The 21094-nt window shown below is 30.7% G+C and carries 14 protein-coding genes and 1 tRNA gene; 11 read left to right on the top strand and 4 right to left on the bottom strand.

The annotated features are described in order from the left end of the window. Positions 1–6 precede the first annotated feature (6 nt). A complete protein-coding gene (locus ACIJYI_RS00115; protein ID WP_435114109.1) occupies positions 7–2328 on the top strand; it encodes a TRAP transporter permease in 2322 nt (773 codons plus the stop codon). On the opposite strand, the gene ACIJYI_RS00120 is transcribed toward ACIJYI_RS00115, so the two are convergent. Continuing rightward, positions 2329–2754, bottom strand: a complete 426-nt coding sequence (locus ACIJYI_RS00120; protein ID WP_435114110.1) for a PaaI family thioesterase — start codon at positions 2752–2754, stop codon at positions 2329–2331. It abuts the gene before it with no gap. Between the two features lie 119 nt (positions 2755–2873). After that, positions 2874–2950: transfer RNA gene (locus tag ACIJYI_RS00125), tRNA-Arg, on the bottom strand. A 74-nt stretch (positions 2951–3024) separates the two neighbouring features. Between ACIJYI_RS00125 and ACIJYI_RS00130 the strand changes: the two genes are divergently transcribed. The 4 genes from ACIJYI_RS00130 (at position 3025) to ACIJYI_RS00145 (ending at position 9545) form a co-directional block, all read left to right on the top strand. Next, entirely contained in the window at positions 3025–4212 is a 1188-nt protein-coding gene (locus tag ACIJYI_RS00130; protein WP_435114111.1) for an acetyl-CoA C-acetyltransferase, read from the top strand. Between the two features lie 129 nt (positions 4213–4341). Beyond that, on the top strand, positions 4342–7380 hold the full coding sequence (gene aceE / locus ACIJYI_RS00135; protein ID WP_435114112.1) for a pyruvate dehydrogenase (acetyl-transferring), homodimeric type: 3039 nt from the start codon (positions 4342–4344) through the stop codon (positions 7378–7380). After that, positions 7380–8645: a 2-oxo acid dehydrogenase subunit E2 gene (locus ACIJYI_RS00140; protein ID WP_435114113.1), complete on the top strand. Its 1266-nt coding sequence runs from the start codon at positions 7380–7382 to the stop codon at positions 8643–8645. The genes aceE and ACIJYI_RS00140 overlap by 1 nt, the downstream gene beginning before the upstream one ends. Positions 8646–8651: 6 nt before the next feature. After that, entirely contained in the window at positions 8652–9545 is an 894-nt protein-coding gene (locus tag ACIJYI_RS00145) for a DMT family transporter (RefSeq protein ID WP_435114114.1), read from the top strand. Here the strand turns inward: ACIJYI_RS00145 and ACIJYI_RS00150 are convergent. Further along, on the bottom strand, positions 9542–10306 hold the full coding sequence (locus tag ACIJYI_RS00150; protein WP_435114115.1) for an undecaprenyl-diphosphate phosphatase: 765 nt from the start codon (positions 10304–10306) through the stop codon (positions 9542–9544). The genes ACIJYI_RS00145 and ACIJYI_RS00150 overlap by 4 nt on opposite strands. Positions 10307–10489: 183 nt before the next feature. On the opposite strand from ACIJYI_RS00150, the gene ACIJYI_RS00155 reads away from it, so the two are divergent. Both ACIJYI_RS00155 and gltB read left to right on the top strand, forming a co-directional pair. Beyond that, positions 10490–11929, top strand: a complete 1440-nt coding sequence (locus ACIJYI_RS00155; RefSeq protein WP_435114116.1) for an NAD(P)-dependent oxidoreductase — start codon at positions 10490–10492, stop codon at positions 11927–11929. Further along, on the top strand, positions 11929–16434 hold the full coding sequence (gltB, locus tag ACIJYI_RS00160; protein ID WP_435114117.1) for a glutamate synthase large subunit: 4506 nt from the start codon (positions 11929–11931) through the stop codon (positions 16432–16434). The genes ACIJYI_RS00155 and gltB overlap by 1 nt, the downstream gene beginning before the upstream one ends. Here gltB and ACIJYI_RS00165 read toward each other — a convergent pair. Next, complete coding sequence (locus ACIJYI_RS00165) at positions 16431–17174, bottom strand: alpha/beta hydrolase (protein WP_435114118.1); 744 nt, start codon at positions 17172–17174, stop codon at positions 16431–16433. The genes gltB and ACIJYI_RS00165 overlap by 4 nt on opposite strands. A gap of 42 nt (positions 17175–17216) precedes the next feature. Between ACIJYI_RS00165 and ACIJYI_RS00170 the strand changes: the two genes are divergently transcribed. From ACIJYI_RS00170 to rpmI, 4 genes are read left to right on the top strand one after another with little or no spacing between them, the layout of a single operon-like run. Then, a complete protein-coding gene (locus ACIJYI_RS00170; protein ID WP_435114119.1) occupies positions 17217–18371 on the top strand; it encodes a glycosyltransferase family 4 protein in 1155 nt (384 codons plus the stop codon). Further along, positions 18372–20288: a threonine--tRNA ligase gene (thrS, locus tag ACIJYI_RS00175; protein WP_435114120.1), complete on the top strand. Its 1917-nt coding sequence runs from the start codon at positions 18372–18374 to the stop codon at positions 20286–20288. Then, positions 20289–20834, top strand: coding sequence for a translation initiation factor IF-3 (infC, locus tag ACIJYI_RS00180; RefSeq protein WP_435090350.1), 546 nt, complete (start codon positions 20289–20291; stop codon positions 20832–20834). Positions 20835–20887: 53 nt separating this feature from the next. Next, complete coding sequence (gene rpmI, locus ACIJYI_RS00185; protein ID WP_435114121.1) at positions 20888–21094, top strand: 50S ribosomal protein L35; 207 nt, start codon at positions 20888–20890, stop codon at positions 21092–21094.

A 21094-nucleotide genomic window follows, 5' to 3' on the forward strand; every position in this document is an offset into this window, starting at 1 on the left:
TTTAAAATGAATCAGAGTATTAATGAAAATTTGAAAAGTAAGATTAACGAAGATTTATCACCAACTAGAAATCTTACTGGCTTTCATTTGAAAGTGGTTGCAGCTATTGCAATCATTTGGTCTTTATTTCAACTTTGGTATGCATCTCCATTTCCTTTTATGTTTAACATTGGAATGTTTAAAGGACTGCCAGCTAGAGCTATCCATTTAGGCTTTGCTTTAACTTTAGCATTTTTAATTTTTCCAATTTCTAAAAATAAAAAAATTTCAATATTTGATATTGTCATTAGTTTGGTTGCTGCTTTTTCATGTCTTTATATTTATTTTTTTTATGATCAGCTTGTTGATCGTGGTGGAGTACTTTTAAATCTTCAAATTGGAGACAGCTTTAATCTTCCAGTTGAATTAATTATTGGTAGTTGTGGTATTATAATTTTACTTGAGGCAACTAGACGTGCAATAGGTTTACCTTTGGTCATTATTGCAATATGTTTTTTATTATTTTCTTACTTTGGTAGATATGCGCCAGAAATAATTTCTCATGGAGGACTTTCATTAAATAGACTAGTTGGTTTTCAGTGGCTTGATCAAGAAGCTATTTTTGGAATTCCAATAGGAGTTTCTGTAGATTTTATATTTTTATTTGTATTATTTGGAGCTCTTTTAGAAACAGCTGGAGGTGGAAAATATTTTCTAGACTTAGCTTTTGCAATGGTAGGAAAAATGAGAGGTGGTCCTGCAAAAGCAGCAATTCTAGGCTCAGGAATGACAGGTTTAATTTCAGGCTCATCTATAGCAAATACAGTGACCACAGGAACTTTTACAATTCCAATCATGAAGAAAACTGGGTTTTCAAAAGAAAAAGCTGGAGCCATTGAGGTTTCATCTTCAGTGAATGGTCAGTTGATGCCACCTGTAATGGGTGCAGCAGCTTTTGTGATGGCAAGTTTCATTGGAGTTACTTATTTTGAGATCGTAAAACATGCTTTTTTGCCAGCAATTATTTCATATGTAGCGCTATTTTATATTTCTCACTTAGAAGCATTGAAATTAAATTTAAAAGGAATGGATGATGCAGAAGTACCAAATTTAAAAAAAACATTCTTTTCAGGTCTTCATTTCTTGATACCTATTTTTGTTTTAATTTATATGCTGGTTTATTTGAGGTTCACTGCTTCTTACTCTATTTTTTATGCAACAATATCACTTATTTTTGTTAATTTAATTTATCTATCTATTAAGAGTGAAAATTTAAAAGACTCATTTAAAATTTGGTTTAATCAAACTATTGTTGGCTTTGAAAAAGGCGCTTTAAATATGGTTGGTGTCGGTATAGCGATAGCTACAGCGGGTATAATAGTTGGAGCTGTAGGATCTACAGGATTAAGCACAAATTTAATTATAGTTATAGAGTCTATTGCAAAAGACAATGTTACAATATTATTATTTTTAACAATAATATTATGTTTGTTGCTAGGAATGGGATTACCAACAACAGCAAACTATGTGGTTGTGGCCTCATTAATGGCAACTGTTTTGGTAGATGTTGGTAATGCGTCTGGATTTATTTTTCCACTAATAGCAGTTCATTTATTTGTGTTTTATTTTGGATTAATGGCAGATGTAACTCCTCCTGTAGGTCTTGCATCTTATGCTGCTGCAGCTATTTCAGGTGGAGACCCTTTAAGAACTGGCTTGCAAGCTTTTTGGTACAGCTTGAGAACAGGAATATTACCAATTGTTTTTTTATTTAATCATGAGTTACTTTTAATAGGAATAGAAAATATTTGGCATGCATTAGTGGTTATCACCACTTCCTTATTAGGAATATTAGTATTTACTTCGGCAACGCAAGGCTGGTTTATTAATAAATTAAAATGGTATGAAATAATTATTTTTTTAATAATTTCTCTTTCATTATTATCTCCTGAGTTTGTTCTTAACAAATTTTATCCTAAATATAATCATCAAAATATTGATAAAATTAATTCAATTATATTAGACCCAAAAAAAGAAGTGCGATTTAAAATTACAAGACCAAGTCTATATGGTGAAAGATACAAACTATTTGTGATTGATAAAAATACTTTTGAAAAGGAATATAATTTAGAAGAATATGGAATTAGTTTAGTGAAACAAGAAAATAGAATTATTGTTGATAACCTAAAATGGAACGGACAAGCAAAAAAAAGTGGTTTTGAAATGGGCGATTATATTAGTGAATTTAAAATAGAAAACTCAAACAGACCTAATAAAGGAATTATATATCCTATAGCAATTTTAATTTTAATAATTTTTGGTTATTTGAATTACAGACGAAAAAAATAATTATCCACCTGGACCTAAATTTGAAGGTTTGACTTTTAAAATTTTCCAAACTCCAGAGGCGGAGGTAATGATTTTGTCATTACATCTTAATTCACAAAATAAGAATACAAGTGTGTTCGTTTTTTTTAATATCTTTGTAAACCCTGTTATCTCATCACTTACTTTGGAGGCACCAATAAATTTTAAATCTAAAGAAATTGTGACACATGGTGCATTACCAGAAGCTCTGTGGGCTGCAGTCCCTGCCCCAGCATCAATTAAAGCAGATAAATAACCACCGTGAGTTATTCCAGCAGCATTTAAATGATTTTCATTAATTGTAGATTTAAATTCATACTCTGTATCAGATATTGTTCTAAATAAAACACCTCCATTGTGTTTCATAAATCCTTGTTTAATACTTATTTGTTCAAACTCATTGCTCATAGTTTTTTATATTACAAAAGTTAAGATTAATAAAATAATTAAAATAATTATAAAAAAATATATAACTGATTTTTGTAATGATGCTTTAAATAGCCAATCTAACATTTTAATTTCCTTTTTGGTGGACCGCCCAGAACTCGAATCTGGAATCTCCCGGTTCGTAGCCGAGCGCCTTATCCAATTTGGCCAGCGGTCCGTATTTAATAATTGTCTCCATATATCAAAGTTTTTGATGTAATTTAACTCATAAAATATTATGTTGAGTTATCAATGAGTAAAAAATTAGATGATGTCGTTATAACATCTGCATTAAGAACACCCATAGGCACTTATAAAGGATCTTTAAAAAGCATTAGTGCCGATAAATTGGGTACACTTGTTATTAAAGAGGTTATTCATAATTCAAAAATAAAAGCAGACGAGGTTGACGAAGTAATAATGGGCCACGTTCTTACATCTGGTTTAGGTCAAAATCCAGCAAGGCAAGCTTCTATTCGTGCTGGAATTCCTGTTTCTAAACCAGCACATATTGTCAACCAAGTGTGTGGTTCTGGATTAAGGTCTATAATTTCAGGTTATCAATCTATAAAACTTGGAGAAAACAAAATAATTATTTCAGGTGGACAGGAAAATATGTCAAGAGCACCACATGCAATATTTTATAGAGAAGATAAAAAATTATCAGATAATAAATTAGTAGATACCATGATCAATGACGGGTTGACAGATTCATTCAATGATTATCACATGGGAGTCACAGCAGAAAATGTTGCAGAAAAATTTCAGATTACAAGAGATGAACAAGATATTTTTTCATTAAATTCTCAACAAAAAACACAAGAAGCAGTGAATAATAATAAATTTAAAGATGAATTAATTAAATTACAAATTAATAATAATAAAGAAATTTTTGTCTTTGATAAAGATGAACACCCAAGAAGCAATTTAAAACTAGAAGATTTAAAAAAACTAAGAACTGTTTTTAAAGAAAATGGAACAGTAACTCCAGGTAATTCTTCAGGAATAAATGATGGAGCAGCAGCAACAGTATTGATGACAAGAAAACATGCGGAACATAAATCATTAGAGCCATTAGTTAAAATAACTTCCTGGGCTTCTTGTGGAGTTGAACCATCTTTGATGGGCCTTGGCCCAATACCTGCTATTAAGGAGGCGATTAACAAAGCGAGTTGGACTATAGAAGATGTTGATTTGTTTGAAATTAATGAAGCATTTGCAGCTCAAAGCATTGCTGTAATTCAGGAATTAAAAATTGATCAGTTAAAAGTTAATGTAAATGGTGGTGCAATAGCATTAGGACATCCTATTGGTGCATCAGGTACTAGAATATTAGTCACCCTTATTCACGAAATGATAAAACAAAATAAAACAAAAGGATGTGCGGCACTCTGTATTGGAGGTGGAATGGGTATCGCAATGTGTGTTGAAAGAACTTAAAAAGCTATAATTTATTTTATTTTTATAACTTTTTGTTTAATTAAATTACATGTTTTCAAAAAAACCCTAATTAATGTGTTAAAATAAAAATAAATAAATTTTTTTTAGGTATATAAAACATTTAAAAAAATGAGTGAAAAATTACTTGTCCCTGATATTGGAGACTTTGATAAAGTTGAAGTTATTGAAATTCTTGTTAAACAAGGGGATCAATTAAATACAAATGATCCAGTAATTACGATTGAAAGTGATAAATCAAGTGTTGAAATTCCTTCAACAGTTTCAGGTAAAATAGAATTAGTTGCAGTTAAAGTAGGAGATAAAGTTTCGAAAGGAGACTTGATCTTAAGCATTGCCTCATCAGGTGAAAACAAAAAAAGTGTTCCAATTCCAAAAGACACTGAAAGTATTATAAAACAAGCTGAAGTAGCTATGACTGAAAAAAAAGAAGAGGTTGTAGCTTCTAAAGAACCAGCTAAAAAAAAGGAACAATCAATTATTCAAGTGACCAATGGTAGTGATATTGATCCTTTAGAAACTCAAGATTGGTTAGAATCTTTATCTGCTGTAATTTCAAAAGATGGAAATCAAAGAGCTCATTTTTTAATTAAAGAATTGATTAATAAAGCATATCGTGAAGGAGCAAATATTCCCTATACACAAAACACACCATATATAAATACAATCCCACCAGAAGCAGAAGTTAAATCAAATGGAGATCAAAATATTGAAAGAAGAATTAGGTCTTTAATAAGATGGAATGCTGCTGCGATGGTTGTAAGAGCAAATAAAAAGTTCCCTGAACTTGGTGGACATATAGGAACGTTTGCATCCGCAGCCACATTATATGATGTTGGAATGAATCATTTTTGGAGAGCAAAAAATAATAAATACGGTGGAGATTTAGTTTATTTCCAGGGTCATAGTGCTCCAGGAATGTATGCTAGAGCTTTCTTGGAAGGAAGACTGAACGAAAAACAATTAGATAGTTTTAGACAAGAAGTAAAACCTGGTGGACTTTCCTCATACCCACATCCATGGTTAATGCCAAAGTTTTGGCAATTTCCAACTGTCTCAATGGGACTAGGTCCAATGCTTGCTATTTATCAAGCAAGATACATGAAGTATTTAATTAACAGAGGATTAATTAAAGATGAAGGAAGAAAAGTTTGGGCATTTTTGGGCGATGGAGAGATGGATGAACCGGAATCTTTAGGAGCAATTGGTTTGGCGGCTAGAGAAAAATTAGACAACTTAATATTTGTAGTGAATTGTAATTTACAAAGATTAGATGGTCCTGTGCGAGGAAATGGAAAAATTATTCAAGAATTAGAGGGTAGTTTTCGTGGTGCTGGCTGGAATGTAATAAAAGTAATTTGGGGCTCATATTGGGACTCACTGATAGCGAATGATAAAACAGGTCACTTGGTAAAAATTATGAACGAAACTGTGGATGGTGAGTATCAGGCAATGAAAGCCAGGGATGGTGCATATGTTAGAGAAAAATTTTTTGGTAAATATCCTGAAACACAAGAGCTAGTTTCAAGTTTATCAGATAAAGATATTTGGAGATTGAATAGAGGTGGTCATGATCCACATAAGGTATATGCCGCTTATGATAAAGCTACAAAAAACCAAGGTAGCCCAACTGTTATTATAGCCAAGACTATTAAAGGATATGGAATGGGTAAGACAGGCGAAAGTGTCAACACAACCCATCAAACAAAAAAATTAGATGTAGACGATTTGTTATATTATAGAGATCGTTTTGACGTTCCTTTAACAGATGAACAAGTTAAAAATGTTGAATATTTCAAACCTGATGAAAAATCTCCTGAAATTAAATATATAAAAGAAAGAAGATTAAATCTAGGTGGTTTTTTACCTGAACGAACAACTTACGCAAAACCAATTAAGGCTCCATCAAAAGATATTTTTGATTTTATGAAAGTTTCAACAGGTGAAAAAGAGATGTCAACAACAATGGCAATGGTTAGAATGTTTACAAATTTATTAAGAGATAAAAATATCTCGCCAAGATTGGTTCCAATAATTCCTGATGAGGCAAGAACATTTGGAATGGAAGGCTTCTTTCAAAAAATTGGAATATATGCACATGAAGGTCAAAAATATGAACCTGAAGATGCAGCGCAGCTAAGTTCTTATCGTGAAGATAAAAGTGGCCAAGTGCTAGAGGAAGGAATTAACGAAGCTGGAGCAATGTCATCTTGGATTGCAGCTGCAACAGCATATACAAACCACGATATAGAAATGATACCAATTTATATTTTTTATTCTATGTTTGGATTCCAAAGAATTGGTGATCTTGCATGGGCTGCAGGGGATAGTCAAGCAAGAGGATTTTTAATCGGAGCTACTGCTGGAAGAACCACTTTAGCCGGAGAAGGGCTTCAACACCAGGATGGACACAGTCATTTAATAGCTTCTACAATACCAAATTGTGTAACTTATGATCCAACTTTTCATTACGAGTTAGCTGTAATTTTTAGAGAGGGTTTAAGAAGAATGCATGAAAAGAAAGAGAATGTTTTTTACTATATTACTACAATGAATGAAAATTATTCTCATCCAGAAATGCCAAAAGACAAAAATTGTGAGGAAGGCATTCTTAAAGGAATGTACAAGATTAGAGAATTCAATAAGTTTAAGAAAACAAAAATTCAACTTTTAGGATCAGGCACAATCCTACGTGAGATGATGGCAGCGGCTGAAGTACTTCAAGATGAATATCAAATTGATAGTGAAATTTGGAGTGTAACAAGTTTTAATGAATTAAGAAAAGATGGAATGGAGGTTGAAAGATATAATCTTTTAAACCCAGATAAAGAGCAAAAAACTTCGTTTGTTGAGAAATGCCTTGGAAAATCTGAAGGTCCAATTATGGCAGCATCAGATTACATGAGAATGAATTCAGATCAAATTAGACCGTATACCAATAAAAGTTTTTATTCTCTTGGAACAGACGGCTTTGGTAGAAGTGATACTAGAAAAAATTTAAGAAAATTTTTTGAAGTAGATAAAGAGCATTTAGTTGCCTATAGCTTGAGTGTTTTGGCTAAAGAACAGTTGATAGCTTCAAAATATGCAAAAGAAGCAATAAAGAAATATAATATTGATGGTGAAAAACCAATGCCAACTAAATTATAATGTCAGAAATTGAAATTAAAGTACCTAATATTGGAGATTTTGAAGGTGTTGAGGTTATAGAAGTATTAACTTCAGAGGGTAAAATAATTGTAAAAAATGATCCTTTAATTACAATTGAAAGTGATAAATCTAGTGTAGAAATTCCATCAAACCACGATGGTAAAGTCAAATCTCTAAAAATAAAAGTAGGAGATAAAGTTTCAGAGGGTGACTTAATATTAATTTTAGAGAACAAATCACAAACAAATGAGGTTATTGAAAAAAACAAAGAAATAGAAAAAGAGTTTAAAAAAATTAAAATAATAAAACCAGAAATTGATCAAACTTCACCTAATCAAAATAAAGCATCTGTTATAGATATTTCTTCCGCAAGTCCAAAAGCTCGAAAATTTGCTAGAGAACTAGGAGTTGATATTACCCAAGTTGTTGGAAGTGAAAAAGATGGAAGAGTTGTTGAGGAAGATATTAAAAAATTTGTTTCTTCCAAACCTAAAAACAACAATCAAATTATAGAAAGTGAGCCTAAAAAAATTAAGAATGAATTTGAGCATTCTGATTTTGGAGAAATTGAAATAAAAGATATTCCAAGAGTAAAAAAATTATCTTCAACTTACTTGACTAATTCTTGGACAACTATACCTCATGTTACCAATCATGATGAGGCAGATATTACAGAGATGGAAAGTTTTAGAAGTTCTTTAACAGATATATATACTGGAGAAAAAATTAAAATTACCCCTTTAGCATTTATTATTAAAGCATTAGTGGCATCTTTAAAAAAATTCCCAAGTTTTAATTCTTCTATTGATGAAATTGAAACTGGAAAAATGACACAAAAAAAATATTATCATATTGGAATTGCTGTAGATACACCAAACGGTTTAATGGTTCCAAAAATTAGAAATGCTAATAATAAAAAAATATCGTTGCTTAGTAAGGAGTTAAGAGATGTTAGTGAGCTTTGTAGAAATCTTAAAATTGATAAAAAAGAATTATTTGGAGGCTCCATGACAATAACTAGCCTAGGTGGAATTGGTGGGTCGTTTTTTACTCCTATAATAAATTATCCTGAAGTTGCAATTTTAGGAATTGGTAAGTCACAAAAAAAACAAATTTTTAAAGATGGTAAATTTCAAACTAGAACAATGTTGCCAATATCATTATCTTATGATCATAGAATTATTGATGGCGCTGAAGCTGCAAGATTTAATAACGATTTGAAAGAAAATATAGGCAAAAATTTTGCTTACAAGCTAGCTATCTAAAAAATCATGTCGAAATCCACTTCATTACTGAGTGCACTATTATGCACTTTTATTTGGGGAACTACTTTTATAGCTCAAGACACGGGAATGGATAACATTGGTCCATTTACATTTAATGCAGTAAGATTTTTTATTGGATTTCTAGCTATTACACCTTTAGTTTTTTTATTTGAATTAAAAAAATTTAAATCAGAATTTAAATCTGATATTAAATCATTTGTTAATCTCTCATTTCTAATAGGCCTGTCACTTTTTTTAGGCTCAGCTTTACAGCAAGTAGCACTTCTTTACACAGATGTTGCAAATGCAGCTTTTTTTACAATTTTTTATGTTCCTATGGTTCCTATTATAATTTTCTTATTTAGAGGAAGGTCTATTCATTGGAGTGTATGGCCGTCAGTAGTTTTATGTTTAATTGGAGGATATTTATTAACAAATTTTCAAGATGCCACTGTTAGGCTTGGAGATAGCTTGGTAGTTCTTGGAGCTTTATTTTGGAGCACCCACATAATATTTACAGGAATAATTGTAAAAAAATATGATCTTCCCTTAACTCTTGGTGCTATTCAAACTCTTATTGTTTCTTTATTTTCTTTTGTAATAGGACTTATTTATGAAGAGTTTATTTATGCTGATATTATTAAAGAAATAAATTCTATTTTGTATGCTGGAATTTTATCAGGAGGCTTTGCTTTTGTTTTACAAATTTATGCTCAAAAAAATATAACCCCTGCCCCTGCAGCTATAATTTTTTCTCTAGAGGGAGTATTTGCGACTATTGCTGCGTGGTATATTTTAAATCAAATTTTAGATATAAATAATTTACTTGGATGTTTTTTTATTCTCTGTGGTGTTTTGTTATCTCAACTATTACCTTTAGTTAAAAAAAAATATTCTTAATAAATCACAGAAAATAAAATTAATGCTATGATAATTCTATAAGCTACAAAAACATTCATCGAAAATTTATTTATATAAATTAAAAAAAATTTTACTGTTACAAAAGAAAAAACAAATGAAGTAAATATTGCAATAAACACTAAATAATTAAATTCAACTGACTGATAAAATATATCTTTTAACCCTAAAAAACTTGCACCACTTAAAGCAGGGATAGAAAGTAAAAATGAAATTTTACTAGAGTCCAATCTATTAAATTTTAAAATCCTGGCAGCTGTAATTGTTATGCCTGCCCTACTAACTCCAGGTATTAATGAAAGAATCTGAAATACACTTATAAAAAGAATTGACTGATAATTTAAGTTTGAAGATATTTTTTTATCAAAACGATTTCTATCTGCTATATATAAAATAATTCCAAAAATTAAAGTTGTCCATGCAATTATTTTAACATTTCGTAATTCATAAATAATACCTGTTGAATATAAAACGTATCCAAAAATAATTAATGGAATTGATCCCACAACAATAAGACCTAATAGTCTCTTATTATTTTTAACATCCAATAAATCCATTCTGAAATAATAGAGAATTGCAAATAAAGAACCTAAATGAAGACTAATATCTATTAATAAAGAGTTTGATTTAAATTCATACAAACTTGAAACTAATATTAGGTGAGCTGAAGAGCTTATAGGCAAAAATTCTGACACACCTTGAATTGCAGACAGCAATAAAACTTCTATAATATTCTCTAACATTACTCTTACGTAACTTATAAAATATTCATTTAAAACAATTCGATTTAAACATATTAGGTATGCATTTATTAAAAACCCCTTAATTTTATTAATATATTTGATAAAATAAGGTCATAATAACTGACCTATTTTAAGCTTTAATTAATAAAATCATTATATAATTTGCAATAATTAATAAATATTATGTCTGATAAAATGCTTAAATTTGTAAAAATAGGTCAACAAACCCCACCTAAAAGAGAGGTTGATAGAAGAAAAAAAGATTTCAATGAGATATATGATGAATTTATTAGTGAAAAGGCAAAAGAACAGTCTAGCAGATGCTCTCAATGTGGAGTCCCTTTTTGCCAAGTTCATTGTCCGTTAAGCAATAATATACCTGATTGGTTAAAATTGACTGCAGAGGGAAGACTTAAAGAAGCTTATGAGTTATCTCAAAGCACAAATAATATGCCTGAAGTGTGTGGAAGAATATGCCCACAAGATAGATTGTGCGAAGGAAATTGTGTGATCGAACAATCTGGTCATGGAACTGTAACAATTGGTTCGATGGAAAAATACATTACTGATAATGCGTGGGAACAAGGTTGGGTAAAACCGATTAAAGTTTTAAACGAAAAAAATCAAAGTGTAGGAATTATTGGCGCTGGACCAGCCGGATTAGCTGCAGCAGAACAATTAAGAAAAGATGGTTATAAAATCACAGTGTATGACAGATATGATAGAGCAGGGGGTTTATTAATATATGGAATTCCAAATTTTAAATTAGAGAAAGAAGTTGTTGAAAGAAGGACTAAACTTTTAAGAGATGGTGGTATAGAATTTATTCAAAATTTTGAAGTTGGAAAAGATAAAAATTTAGAACAGCTAAGAAAAAAACACGATGCAATACTGATTGCGACAGGTGTTTATAAGCCAAGAGAAGTTGAATTACCAGGAAATGACTTAGATAATATTTTTCCAGCAATGGATTTTTTAACAGCATCAAATAAAAAAGGTTTAGGTGATGATGTAGAGCTTTTTGATAAAGGAATTTTGAATGCAGAAGGTAAAGATGTAGTGGTTATTGGTGGTGGTGACACAGCGATGGATTGTGTAAGAACATCTATAAGACAAAAAGCAAAATCTGTTAAATGTTTATATAGAAGAGACAAAGAAAATATGCCTGGATCTGCTAGAGAAGTTGCTAATGCTGAAGAAGAAGGCGTTGAATTTGTTTGGTTATCAAGTCCAAGAGAATTTAAAGGAACAAATAAAATAGAACGATTGTTAGTAGACCAAATTGAATTAGGTGAACCTGATGAAAGCGGCAGAAGAAAGCCTGAGGTACAACAAGGTTCAGGCTTTGAAATAAAAACTGATATGGTTATAAAAGCACTAGGTTTTGATCCTGAAAATTTACCAACGTTATTTGAGTCCGATGAATTACAAGTATCTAAATGGGGAACTATTAAAACAGATTTTGATACGATGGAAACAAACCTTAAGGGAGTTTTTGCAGCTGGAGATATAATTAGAGGTGCATCATTAGTTGTTTGGGCAATAAAAGATGGAAGAGATGCAGCAACTTCAATTAAAGAGTATTTAAAGAATAAGCATTTAAAACAGCCAAAAGTAGCATAATGAAAAAGTATAAAGAAAACTTTAAATTATTAAAAAAGAACCATGTTTATTCTGAGGAGATGGAGCATGATGCTTGTGGAGTTGGTTTAATCTCGTCCACCGAAGGAAAGAAATCACGAAAAGTTGTTGAATATGGCATTGAAGCTTTAAAAGCTGTTTGGCATAGAGGTGCAGTTGATGCTGATGGAAAAACAGGAGATGGCGCAGGAATACATGTTGAAATACCAAAAGATTTTTTTATAGAAAAAATAGAAGTTACTGGTCACACTCATGATAGTTCAGAGATATGTGTTGGAATGATTTTTTTACCAAGAAATGATTATGCTGCTCAAGAAAGTTGTAAAACAATAGTTGAGAGTGAATTAACAAAAAATGATTTTAGTATTTATGGTTGGCGACAAGTTCCTGTAGACCCAAAAGTTTTAGGTGAAAAAGCATTTCAAACTATGCCTGAAATTATTCAGGTTCTTTTTAAATCTAATAATCCAGAATTACTTAATAAAGAGCTTGAAAGAAAAATTTATGAGACAAGAAGGAAAATAGAAAATAAAGCTTTTCAAATTTCTTTAAATAATTTTTATATTTGTTCACTAAGCTCAAAATCAATCATTTACAAAGGAATGTTTTTGGCTGAAGCTATTTCAGATTTCTTTTTAGATTTAAAAGATGAAAGATTTATTTCAAGGTATGCAATTTTTCATCAGAGATTTTCTACAAATACTGCACCTAGTTGGAATTTAGCACAACCATTTAGAGCGATTGCACATAACGGAGAAATAAACACATATCGTGGAAACAAAAACTGGATGAAAGTTCATGAGCAGGAAATGAATAGTCCTCTTTTTGATGATATAGAAAATTTAAAACCTGTAATACAACAAGGAGCTTCAGACTCTGCAGCATTAGATAACGTTTTTGAATTATTAAATATTTCAGGTCAGCCAGCTCCATTAGCTAAATTAATGTTGGTACCTGATGCATGGTCAAAAAAAAATAAAACTTTATCTAAAGATCATCAACAATTATTTAATTTTTTGAACAGTACTATGGAGCCCTGGGATGGTCCTGCTGCAATTGCTGGAACAGATAACGAGTGGGTTATTGCCGCTAATGATAGAAATGGATTAAGACCACTTAGATATGCAATCACCAAAGATAATTTATTATTTGCTGGTTCTGAAACAGGCATGATTGAACTTAATGAAAAAAAAATTATAACAAAAGGAAGGCTTGGTCCTGGTGAAATCATTGGTGTTAGAATTGAGAAAGGAAAGGTATTTACTAATAGCAAAATTAAAGATTATTTAGCTAAAGAGTATAAGCATTTTAATTCACAGATTATTGATTTAGATGACAAAATTACAATTTCAGCAGAAAAAAATATTTTTTCTGGAGATGACTTAAGAAGAAGACAGTACACTTTTGGAATAAGTTTAGAGGATTTAGAGCTTATTTTGCAGCCTATGGCAGAAGATGCTAAAGAGGCAATAGGCTCTATGGGCGATGATACCCCGTTAGCTGTTTTGTCAGATAAATATAGACCTTTGTATCATTTCTTTAGACAGAACTTCAGTCAGGTAACAAATCCTCCAATTGACTCTTTAAGAGAAAATAAAGTTATGAGTTTAAAGACTAGATTTGGAAATCTAGGTAATATTTTAGATTTTGATAATTTAACTAAGCAAAACATCTATGTTTTGAATAGTCCAATTTTATCAAACTCTCAATTTAATAAATTTATTAATTTTTTTGGAAAAAATTCTCTAACAATCGATTGTACTTTTTCAAAAGAACAAACTCTTTTTGAGTCATTAAAAAAAATTCAAAGAGAAGCAGAAATTGCAGTAAGACAAGGTGTTACACAATTAATCCTGAGTGATAAAGAGCTATCAAATTCTAAACTTCCAATTCCCATGTTGTTGTGTGTTGGTGCAATAAACTCTTTTTTAATTGAAAAAAAATTAAGAGGATATGTTTCTATTAATGTACAATCTGGTGAAGCATTAGATACCCACTCTTTTGCTACTTTAATTGGTGTTGGGGCAACTACAGTTAACCCTTATCTAGCTTTTGATAGCTTATATCAAAGGCATGAAAAAAAACTATTTGGTCAATTTAGTTTTGATGAGTGTGTAGCTCGTTATATTAAATCAGTAAATGCAGGTTTATTAAAGATTATGTCTAAAATGGGAATATCTGTTTTAAGTTCTTATAGAGGTGGATGTAATTTTGAAACAGTAGGTTTAAGTAGAACAATTGTTGCAGATTATTTTCCTGGAGTAGTATCTAAAATTTCTGGAATTGGGCTAACAGGTATAGAAAAAAAAATTAGATCTATTCACAACGAAGCATTCGAAAGTTCAGAAACAATTTTACCAATAGGAGGCATTTATAGATATCGTAAAAATGGTGAAACACATCAATATCAAGGTAAATTAATTCATTTATTACAAAGTGCAGTGGGTTCTAATTCCTACGATGCTTATAAAAGATATGCTGAAGGAATATACAATTTACCTCCAATAAATTTAAGAGATTTAATAGATTTTAGAAAAAAAAAATTAAAAGGATCTATAGAAATCTCAGAAGTTGAACCAATTCAAAATATACTTAAAAGATTTGGAAGTGGGAGTATGTCTCATGGAGCATTGTCAAAAGAGGCCCATGAAACTTTAGCTAAGGGAATGAATAGAATTAAAGGAGCTTCTTGCAGTGGAGAAGGAGGAGAAGATGAAAGTAGATTTAAGATATTAGAAAATGGAGATAGCGCAAATTCTCGAGTTAAGCAAATAGCTTCAGCAAGATTTGGTGTTACAGTAAATTATTTAAATAATTGCAATGAAATTGAAATTAAAATTGCCCAAGGTGCAAAACCAGGAGAAGGTGGACAGTTACCTGGATTTAAAGTTACAGATGAAATTGCAAAATTAAGATACTCAACTCCAGGTGTGACTCTTATTTCTCCACCACCACATCACGATATTTATTCCATAGAAGATCTTGCACAACTTATATATGATTTAAAGCAGATTAATCCCAAGGCAAGAATTGGCGTTAAGCTTGTAGCTTCTTCAGGTGTTGGAACAATAGCTGCTGGAGTAGCAAAGGCAAAAGCTGATATAATATTGATTTCAGGTCATAATGGTGGAACTGGCGCTACACCTCAAACAAGTGTTAAGTATGTTGGTATTCCATGGGAAATGGGATTAACAGAAGCTAATCAAGTTTTAACTTTAAATAATTTAAGACATAAAGTTACCTTAAGAACAGACGGTGGAATTAAAACTGGTAGAGATGTAGTTATTGCCGCGATGATGGGTGCTGAAGAGTATGGTGTGGCAACTACAGCGCTAGTTGCAATGGGATGTATCATGGTTAGACAATGTCATTCAAATACATGTCCTGTTGGCGTATGCACACAAGATGAAAAACTCAGAGAAAAGTTTACAGGAACACCTGATAAAGTTGTCAATTTGTTTACTTTTATTGCAACTGAAGTGAGAGAAATTTTAGCAAAACTAGGTTTTAAATCTTTAAATGAAATAATTGGAAGAACAGACCTCTTAAGACAAGTAAGTAAAGCCTCTCCCAATTTAGATGATTTGGATTTAAACCCTCTTTTTGTTCAAGCAGATTCTGGGAACAACAAAAGATATTGTGAAAATCAGGAAATTAATTATGTACCAGATACACTTGATCAAGAAATTTGGCCAGAAATAGAAAAAGCTTTAGATAATTCAGAAAAAATAGAAAAAGAATATAATATTAAAAATACTAATAGAGCTGTTGGGACAAGAATTTCTCATCATCTTTATAAAAAGTTTGGATATGAAAAACTTGATGAAAATTTTTTAGTTTTAAATTTCAAAGGATCAGCTGGACAATCGTTTGGGGCCTTCTCCGCAAAAGGTTTAAAACTTGTTCTTAAAGGTGACGCCAATGATTATGTGGGCAAAGGACTATCTGGTGCAACAATTTCAATTAAATTATCAGATGAAAGCAATTTAATCTCTAATGAAAACACAATAATAGGTAATACAGTTTTATATGGTGCAACTTCAGGAAAATTATTTGCAGCTGGTCAAGCAGGTGAAAGGTTTGCAGTTAGAAATTCAGGCGCTACTACAGTGATAGAAGGCTGTGATTCAAATGGATGTGAGTATATGACTGGTGGCACAGTGGTAGTATTGGGAGAGGTAGGTGACAACTTTGCAGCGGGAATGACTGGTGGTATGGCATTTATTTATGACAAGTCTGGACAGTTTGAAAAAAAAGTTAATCAGGAGTCTGTTATTTGGCAAAATGTTGAAACTGAATATTGGAAAAAATTTCTTAAAAACTTACTTACAGAACATTTTAACGAAACTGGATCAGACTTATCAAAAAAATTAATAGAAAAATTTAATGAAGAATTAAATAATTTTGTTCAAGTGTGTCCTAAAGAGATGGTAAATAAATTAGAAAATAAAATAAGTCTTAAATCTAAAATTAGAGAAGTAAGCTAGATAATCAACTGAAGCTCTTGTAGTATTTTTTTAAGCCATTTTTTTTCTGACAAACTATGATCACCACCTTTAATTATTAGTAGTTTTTTTTTTGCATTTTTAAAAATTTTTAAAACCTTTCTAGAATATGACGCTGGTACAACCTCATCTTTTTGACCGTGCACCATAGTAATCTTTATTTTAGAATCAATTTTTTTATTTAAAACCTTATTCTTTCTTCCATCTTTAATTAATTGATGTGTAATAGGATATTCATAATTTCCATGTTTTAAATGGTATATGCCTTTTCTAATAATTTCTGCTTTCATTTTTTTTGTAAATTTTTTCCACATTAAATTTTCTAAAAATTCTGGGGCAGATCCAATTCCTAGAAAACTATTAATTTGATTTTTAAATTTTTGAAATTGTTTAATTGCTATCCAAGCTCCCATACTAGATCCAATTATTGTAAAATTATTTTTTTTTACATATTTTTTAATTAGAGCTGATGTTTCATTGCTCCATTTAGTAATATTTCCATTAATAAAATTTCCTGAAGATTTTCCATGTCCAGAATATTCTAATGCTAAGAAACTTATCTTATTTTTTTTTGCAAACTTCAAAAATACATTTGGCTTTTTACCCTCTAAATCAGACATGAAACCATGTAAAAAAACAATAAATGAGGTATTTTTATATACTCTGTAAATGTATCTTATTTTCTTATTTTTTGAAATTTGATGATATCTAAAATTATTCATAATCGTTTATATGTATTGTCTATTAATATATAATCATATCAAATGTCATCTAATTTGAAAGTTTTACAAGTAATACCTAAATTAGGATATGGTGGAGCAGAAACAGGCTGCTATGATGTTGCTCACTATCTGCCAGAAAATAATTGTGAATCTTTTATTGTTACTAGTGGAGGAGAGTTATTAAAATTTATTGATAAACAAAAAGTAAAAGTTATTAGATTGCCTGTTCAGAGTAAAAATCCATTATTAATTATAATAAATTTTATTGCCTTAGTTGGAATTATTTTGTTCAATAATATTTCGATTGTTCATGCTAGGAGTAGAGCCCCCGCATGGTCATGTTTATTAGCAACAAAAATTACAAGGAGGAAATTTGTCACGACGTTTCATGGTACTTATAACTTTAAAAATATTCTCAAAAAATTTTACAATTCTGTAATGGTTAGATCTCATCTAATTATAGCTGGATCAAATTTTATTTTTTCTCATGTTAAAGAGAACTACTCAAAAAATCTTAGTGCTAGCAAAAAGCTTATGGTAATTTTTAGAGGTATAAATGTTGATTACTTTGACTCCTCAACAAAAATTGAAAGTGATGAAAAAAAGTTATTAAAAAAATGGGGTATAGAAAAAGATAAGAAAATTTTACTTTTACCTGGAAGACTTACAACTTGGAAAGGACAAGAAGTTTTTATTGAAGCTATCAATTTAGTAAATCTGCAACTTGGGTATGAGGCTTTTAATGCTGTTATTCTTGGAAGTGATCAGGGTAGAGATTTATATAAAAAAAAACTAATTAGACTTTCTGAACAATACAGAATGACAGGTCAGATAAGATTTATTAATCATTGTAAAGATATGGCTCTAGCATATAAAGTTTCCGATATAGTAGTTTCAGCTTCAATAGAGCCGGAAGCTTTTGGAAGAGTTTCTGTAGAAGCACAATCAATGGAAAAACCAATAATAGCTAGCAATATTGGGGGATCTAATGAAACTATAGTTGATGAAAAAACTGGCTTTTTATTTGACTCTGGTAGTGCAAAATCATTAAGTCAAAAAATTTTAAAAGTACTTACAATGGATGAAACATCATTAAAATCAATTGGAATTGAAGGAAGAAAAAATATAATACAAAAATTTAATGTTGAAAAAATGTGCTTTTCTACTTATTCAGAGTATAAAAGATTAATAAATTAAATGCCCATAATTACACTACCAGATGGAAATAATTTAAATTTTCCAGACAAAGTTACAGGTCTAGATGTAGCAGAAAAAATTAGCAAATCACTTGCTAAACAGGCCATGGTCATAAGTATTGATGGTGATTTAAAAGATTTAGATTTTTTAATTGAAAAAGATTGTTCTCTTAAAATATTCACATCAAAAAACCCTGAGGGTTTAGAAACCATAAGACATGATACAGCTCATATTCTGGCAATGGCTGTACAAGAATTATTTCCTGGAACACAAGTAACTATTGGCCCAGTTATTGAAAATGGTTTTTATTATGATTTTGCAAGGAAAGAACCTTTTACTGAAGAAGATCTAATAAAAATTGAAAAAAAAATGAAAGATATTGTTGATAGAAATGAGATTACAAAAAGAGAAGTTTGGAATAGGGATAAAGCAATTTCACATTTTAAAGAAAGAGGTGAAACATACAAAGCAGAATTAATCGAAGCGATACCAAAAAATGAGGATGTATCTATTTATTTTCATGGTGATTGGCACGATCTTTGTAGAGGACCACATCTTTCTTCGACAGGTAAAATTGGAAAATTTTTTAAATTAACTAAAGTTTCAGGAGCTTATTGGAGAGGTGACTCTAATAATGAAATGCTACAAAGAATATACGGTACGAGTTGGGCAACTCAAAAAGATTTGGATGAATATTTAAAAAGAATTGAGGAAGCAGAAAAAAGAGACCATAGAAAATTAGGAAAAGAAATGGACTTGTTTCACTTTAGGGAAGAAAGCCCAGGTTCAGTATTCTGGCATGAAAAAGGATGGGCTCTTTTTCAAAAATTAATCAATTATATGAGAAGCAGACAAGATGATGCTGGATATAAAGAGGTTAATACACCTGAAGTATTAGATAGATTGTTGTGGGAAAAATCTGGTCATTGGGAAAAATATGGAGAAAACATGTATACGTCAGAAACTCCAGATGAAAAAGTATTTGCTATTAAACCTATGAATTGCCCAGGACATATTCAGGTTTTTAACCAAGGGTTAAAAAGTTATCGTGACCTTCCATTGAGAATAACTGAGTTTGGTAAAGTGCATAGATATGAACCATCTGGTGCACTACATGGTCTCTTAAGAGTAAGAGCTTTTACACAAGATGATGCCCATATTTTTTGTTCAGAAGATCAGATAACAAGTGAATGTCTTAATGTGACCAATTTAATTTTAGATATTTATAAAGATCTTGGTTTTGAAAATGTAATATTAAAATATGCTGATAGACCTGAAGTGAGAGTTGGAGACGATGAAGTTTGGGATAAAGCAGAGGCCTCATTACTAGAAGCTGTTAAAGCATCTAAACTTGAATACAGTATCAATAAAGGAGAGGGAGCTTTTTATGGTCCCAAAATTGAATTTGTATTAAGAGATGCCATAGGAAGAGATTGGCAATGTGGGACTTTACAGGTTGACCTTAACTTACCAGGTAGACTAGATGCTTCTTACGTTGATAATGATGGTACAAAAAAAGTTCCTGTTATGCTTCATAGAGCATTATTTGGCTCTCTAGAAAGATTCATTGGAATATTAATAGAACATTATGCTGGTAAGTTTCCGTTTTGGATTTCTCCGTTGCAAACTGTTGTTATTCCAATATCTGAAGAGTTTGACAAGTATGCAATAGAGGTTTCTAAAAAAATTAAACAGGCTGGTATAAGTTCTAATGTTGATTTAAAAAAACATAATTTAAATTATAAAATTAGAGATCATTCGTTAGCAAAAGTACCTCTTTTACTTATTTGTGGAAAAAAAGAAGTTGACTCTAACTCGGTAACGATTAGAAGATTAGACACAAACAAACAAGAAAATATGGATTTAAATTTATTCTTAAAAACCTTTTCCGCTTTGAACAAAGCATCATCAAACTAAGTGGCAGATTTTAAACAAAATTACTTTCAAAGAAGAACTAAAGATCGAGGCCCGCGATCTAACAATAGAATTTCATCTCCTGATGTACAGGTTATAGCAAGTGATGGAGACAATCTTGGTGTAATGAATACTAATGAAGCTATATCTATGGCAAAAAATCAAGGATTAGATTTAATTGAAATAGCAGCTAATGCAAACCCACCTGTATGTAAAATAATGGATATGGGAAAATTCAAATATGACGCTCAAAAGAAAGCTAATATCGCCAAGAAAAAACAAAAAATTGTTCTTTTAAAAGAAATTAAGATGAGACCAGTGACAGAAACTCATGACTATGATTTCAAAGTAAAAAATGCAAAAAAATTTATAGCCAAAGGTGATAAAGTTAAGTTTACAGTTAGATTTAAAGGTCGAGAATTACAACATTCTCATTTAGGAAAAGAGCTAATGGACAAGATCAAGGAAGATATGAAGGATATTGGCAAGGTAGAATTGCACCCTAAATTTGATGGCAAACAAATGATTATGGTAATTCAGCCTTTATAGGCTTTAATAGAGGTTGTAAATTTATATCAATCTTTGTATAAGACCGCAGAAATATGCCAAAATTAAAAACAAAAAGCTCTGCAAAAAAAAGATTTAAAATATCCGCAAAAGGGAAAGTAATAACTGCCCAAGCCGGTAAAAGGCATGGCATGATCAAAAGAACGAATTCTCAAATAAGAAAATTAAGAGGCACAACGACAATGTCCAAGCAAGATGGAAAAATTGTTAAATCGTTTATGCCCTACAGTCTAAGAGGTTAA

This window comes from Candidatus Pelagibacter bacterium nBUS_36, from assembly GCF_051201215.1.
GTDB lineage: Bacteria > Pseudomonadota > Alphaproteobacteria > Pelagibacterales > Pelagibacteraceae > Pelagibacter.

What these genes read in the sequence shown, in the direction of transcription:
- ACIJYI_RS00115 (WP_435114109.1), top strand. Translation starts at nt 7, where the DNA reads ATGAATCAGAGTATTAATGAAAATTTGAAAAGTAAGATTAACGAAGAT.
- rpmI (WP_435114121.1), top strand. Translation starts at nt 20,888, where the DNA reads ATGCCAAAATTAAAAACAAAAAGCTCTGCAAAAAAAAGATTTAAAATA.
- ACIJYI_RS00140 (WP_435114113.1), top strand. Translation starts at nt 7,380, where the DNA reads ATGTCAGAAATTGAAATTAAAGTACCTAATATTGGAGATTTTGAAGGT.
- aceE (WP_435114112.1), top strand. Translation starts at nt 4,342, where the DNA reads ATGAGTGAAAAATTACTTGTCCCTGATATTGGAGACTTTGATAAAGTT.
- gltB (WP_435114117.1), top strand. Translation starts at nt 11,929, where the DNA reads ATGAAAAAGTATAAAGAAAACTTTAAATTATTAAAAAAGAACCATGTT.
- ACIJYI_RS00170 (WP_435114119.1), top strand. Translation starts at nt 17,217, where the DNA reads ATGTCATCTAATTTGAAAGTTTTACAAGTAATACCTAAATTAGGATAT.
- thrS (WP_435114120.1), top strand. Translation starts at nt 18,372, where the DNA reads ATGCCCATAATTACACTACCAGATGGAAATAATTTAAATTTTCCAGAC.
- ACIJYI_RS00165 (WP_435114118.1), bottom strand. Translation starts at nt 17,174, where the DNA reads ATGAATAATTTTAGATATCATCAAATTTCAAAAAATAAGAAAATAAGA.
- ACIJYI_RS00150 (WP_435114115.1), bottom strand. Translation starts at nt 10,306, where the DNA reads ATGTTAGAGAATATTATAGAAGTTTTATTGCTGTCTGCAATTCAAGGT.
- ACIJYI_RS00155 (WP_435114116.1), top strand. Translation starts at nt 10,490, where the DNA reads ATGTCTGATAAAATGCTTAAATTTGTAAAAATAGGTCAACAAACCCCA.
- ACIJYI_RS00120 (WP_435114110.1), bottom strand. Translation starts at nt 2,754, where the DNA reads ATGAGCAATGAGTTTGAACAAATAAGTATTAAACAAGGATTTATGAAA.
- ACIJYI_RS00130 (WP_435114111.1), top strand. Translation starts at nt 3,025, where the DNA reads ATGAGTAAAAAATTAGATGATGTCGTTATAACATCTGCATTAAGAACA.
- ACIJYI_RS00145 (WP_435114114.1), top strand. Translation starts at nt 8,652, where the DNA reads ATGTCGAAATCCACTTCATTACTGAGTGCACTATTATGCACTTTTATT.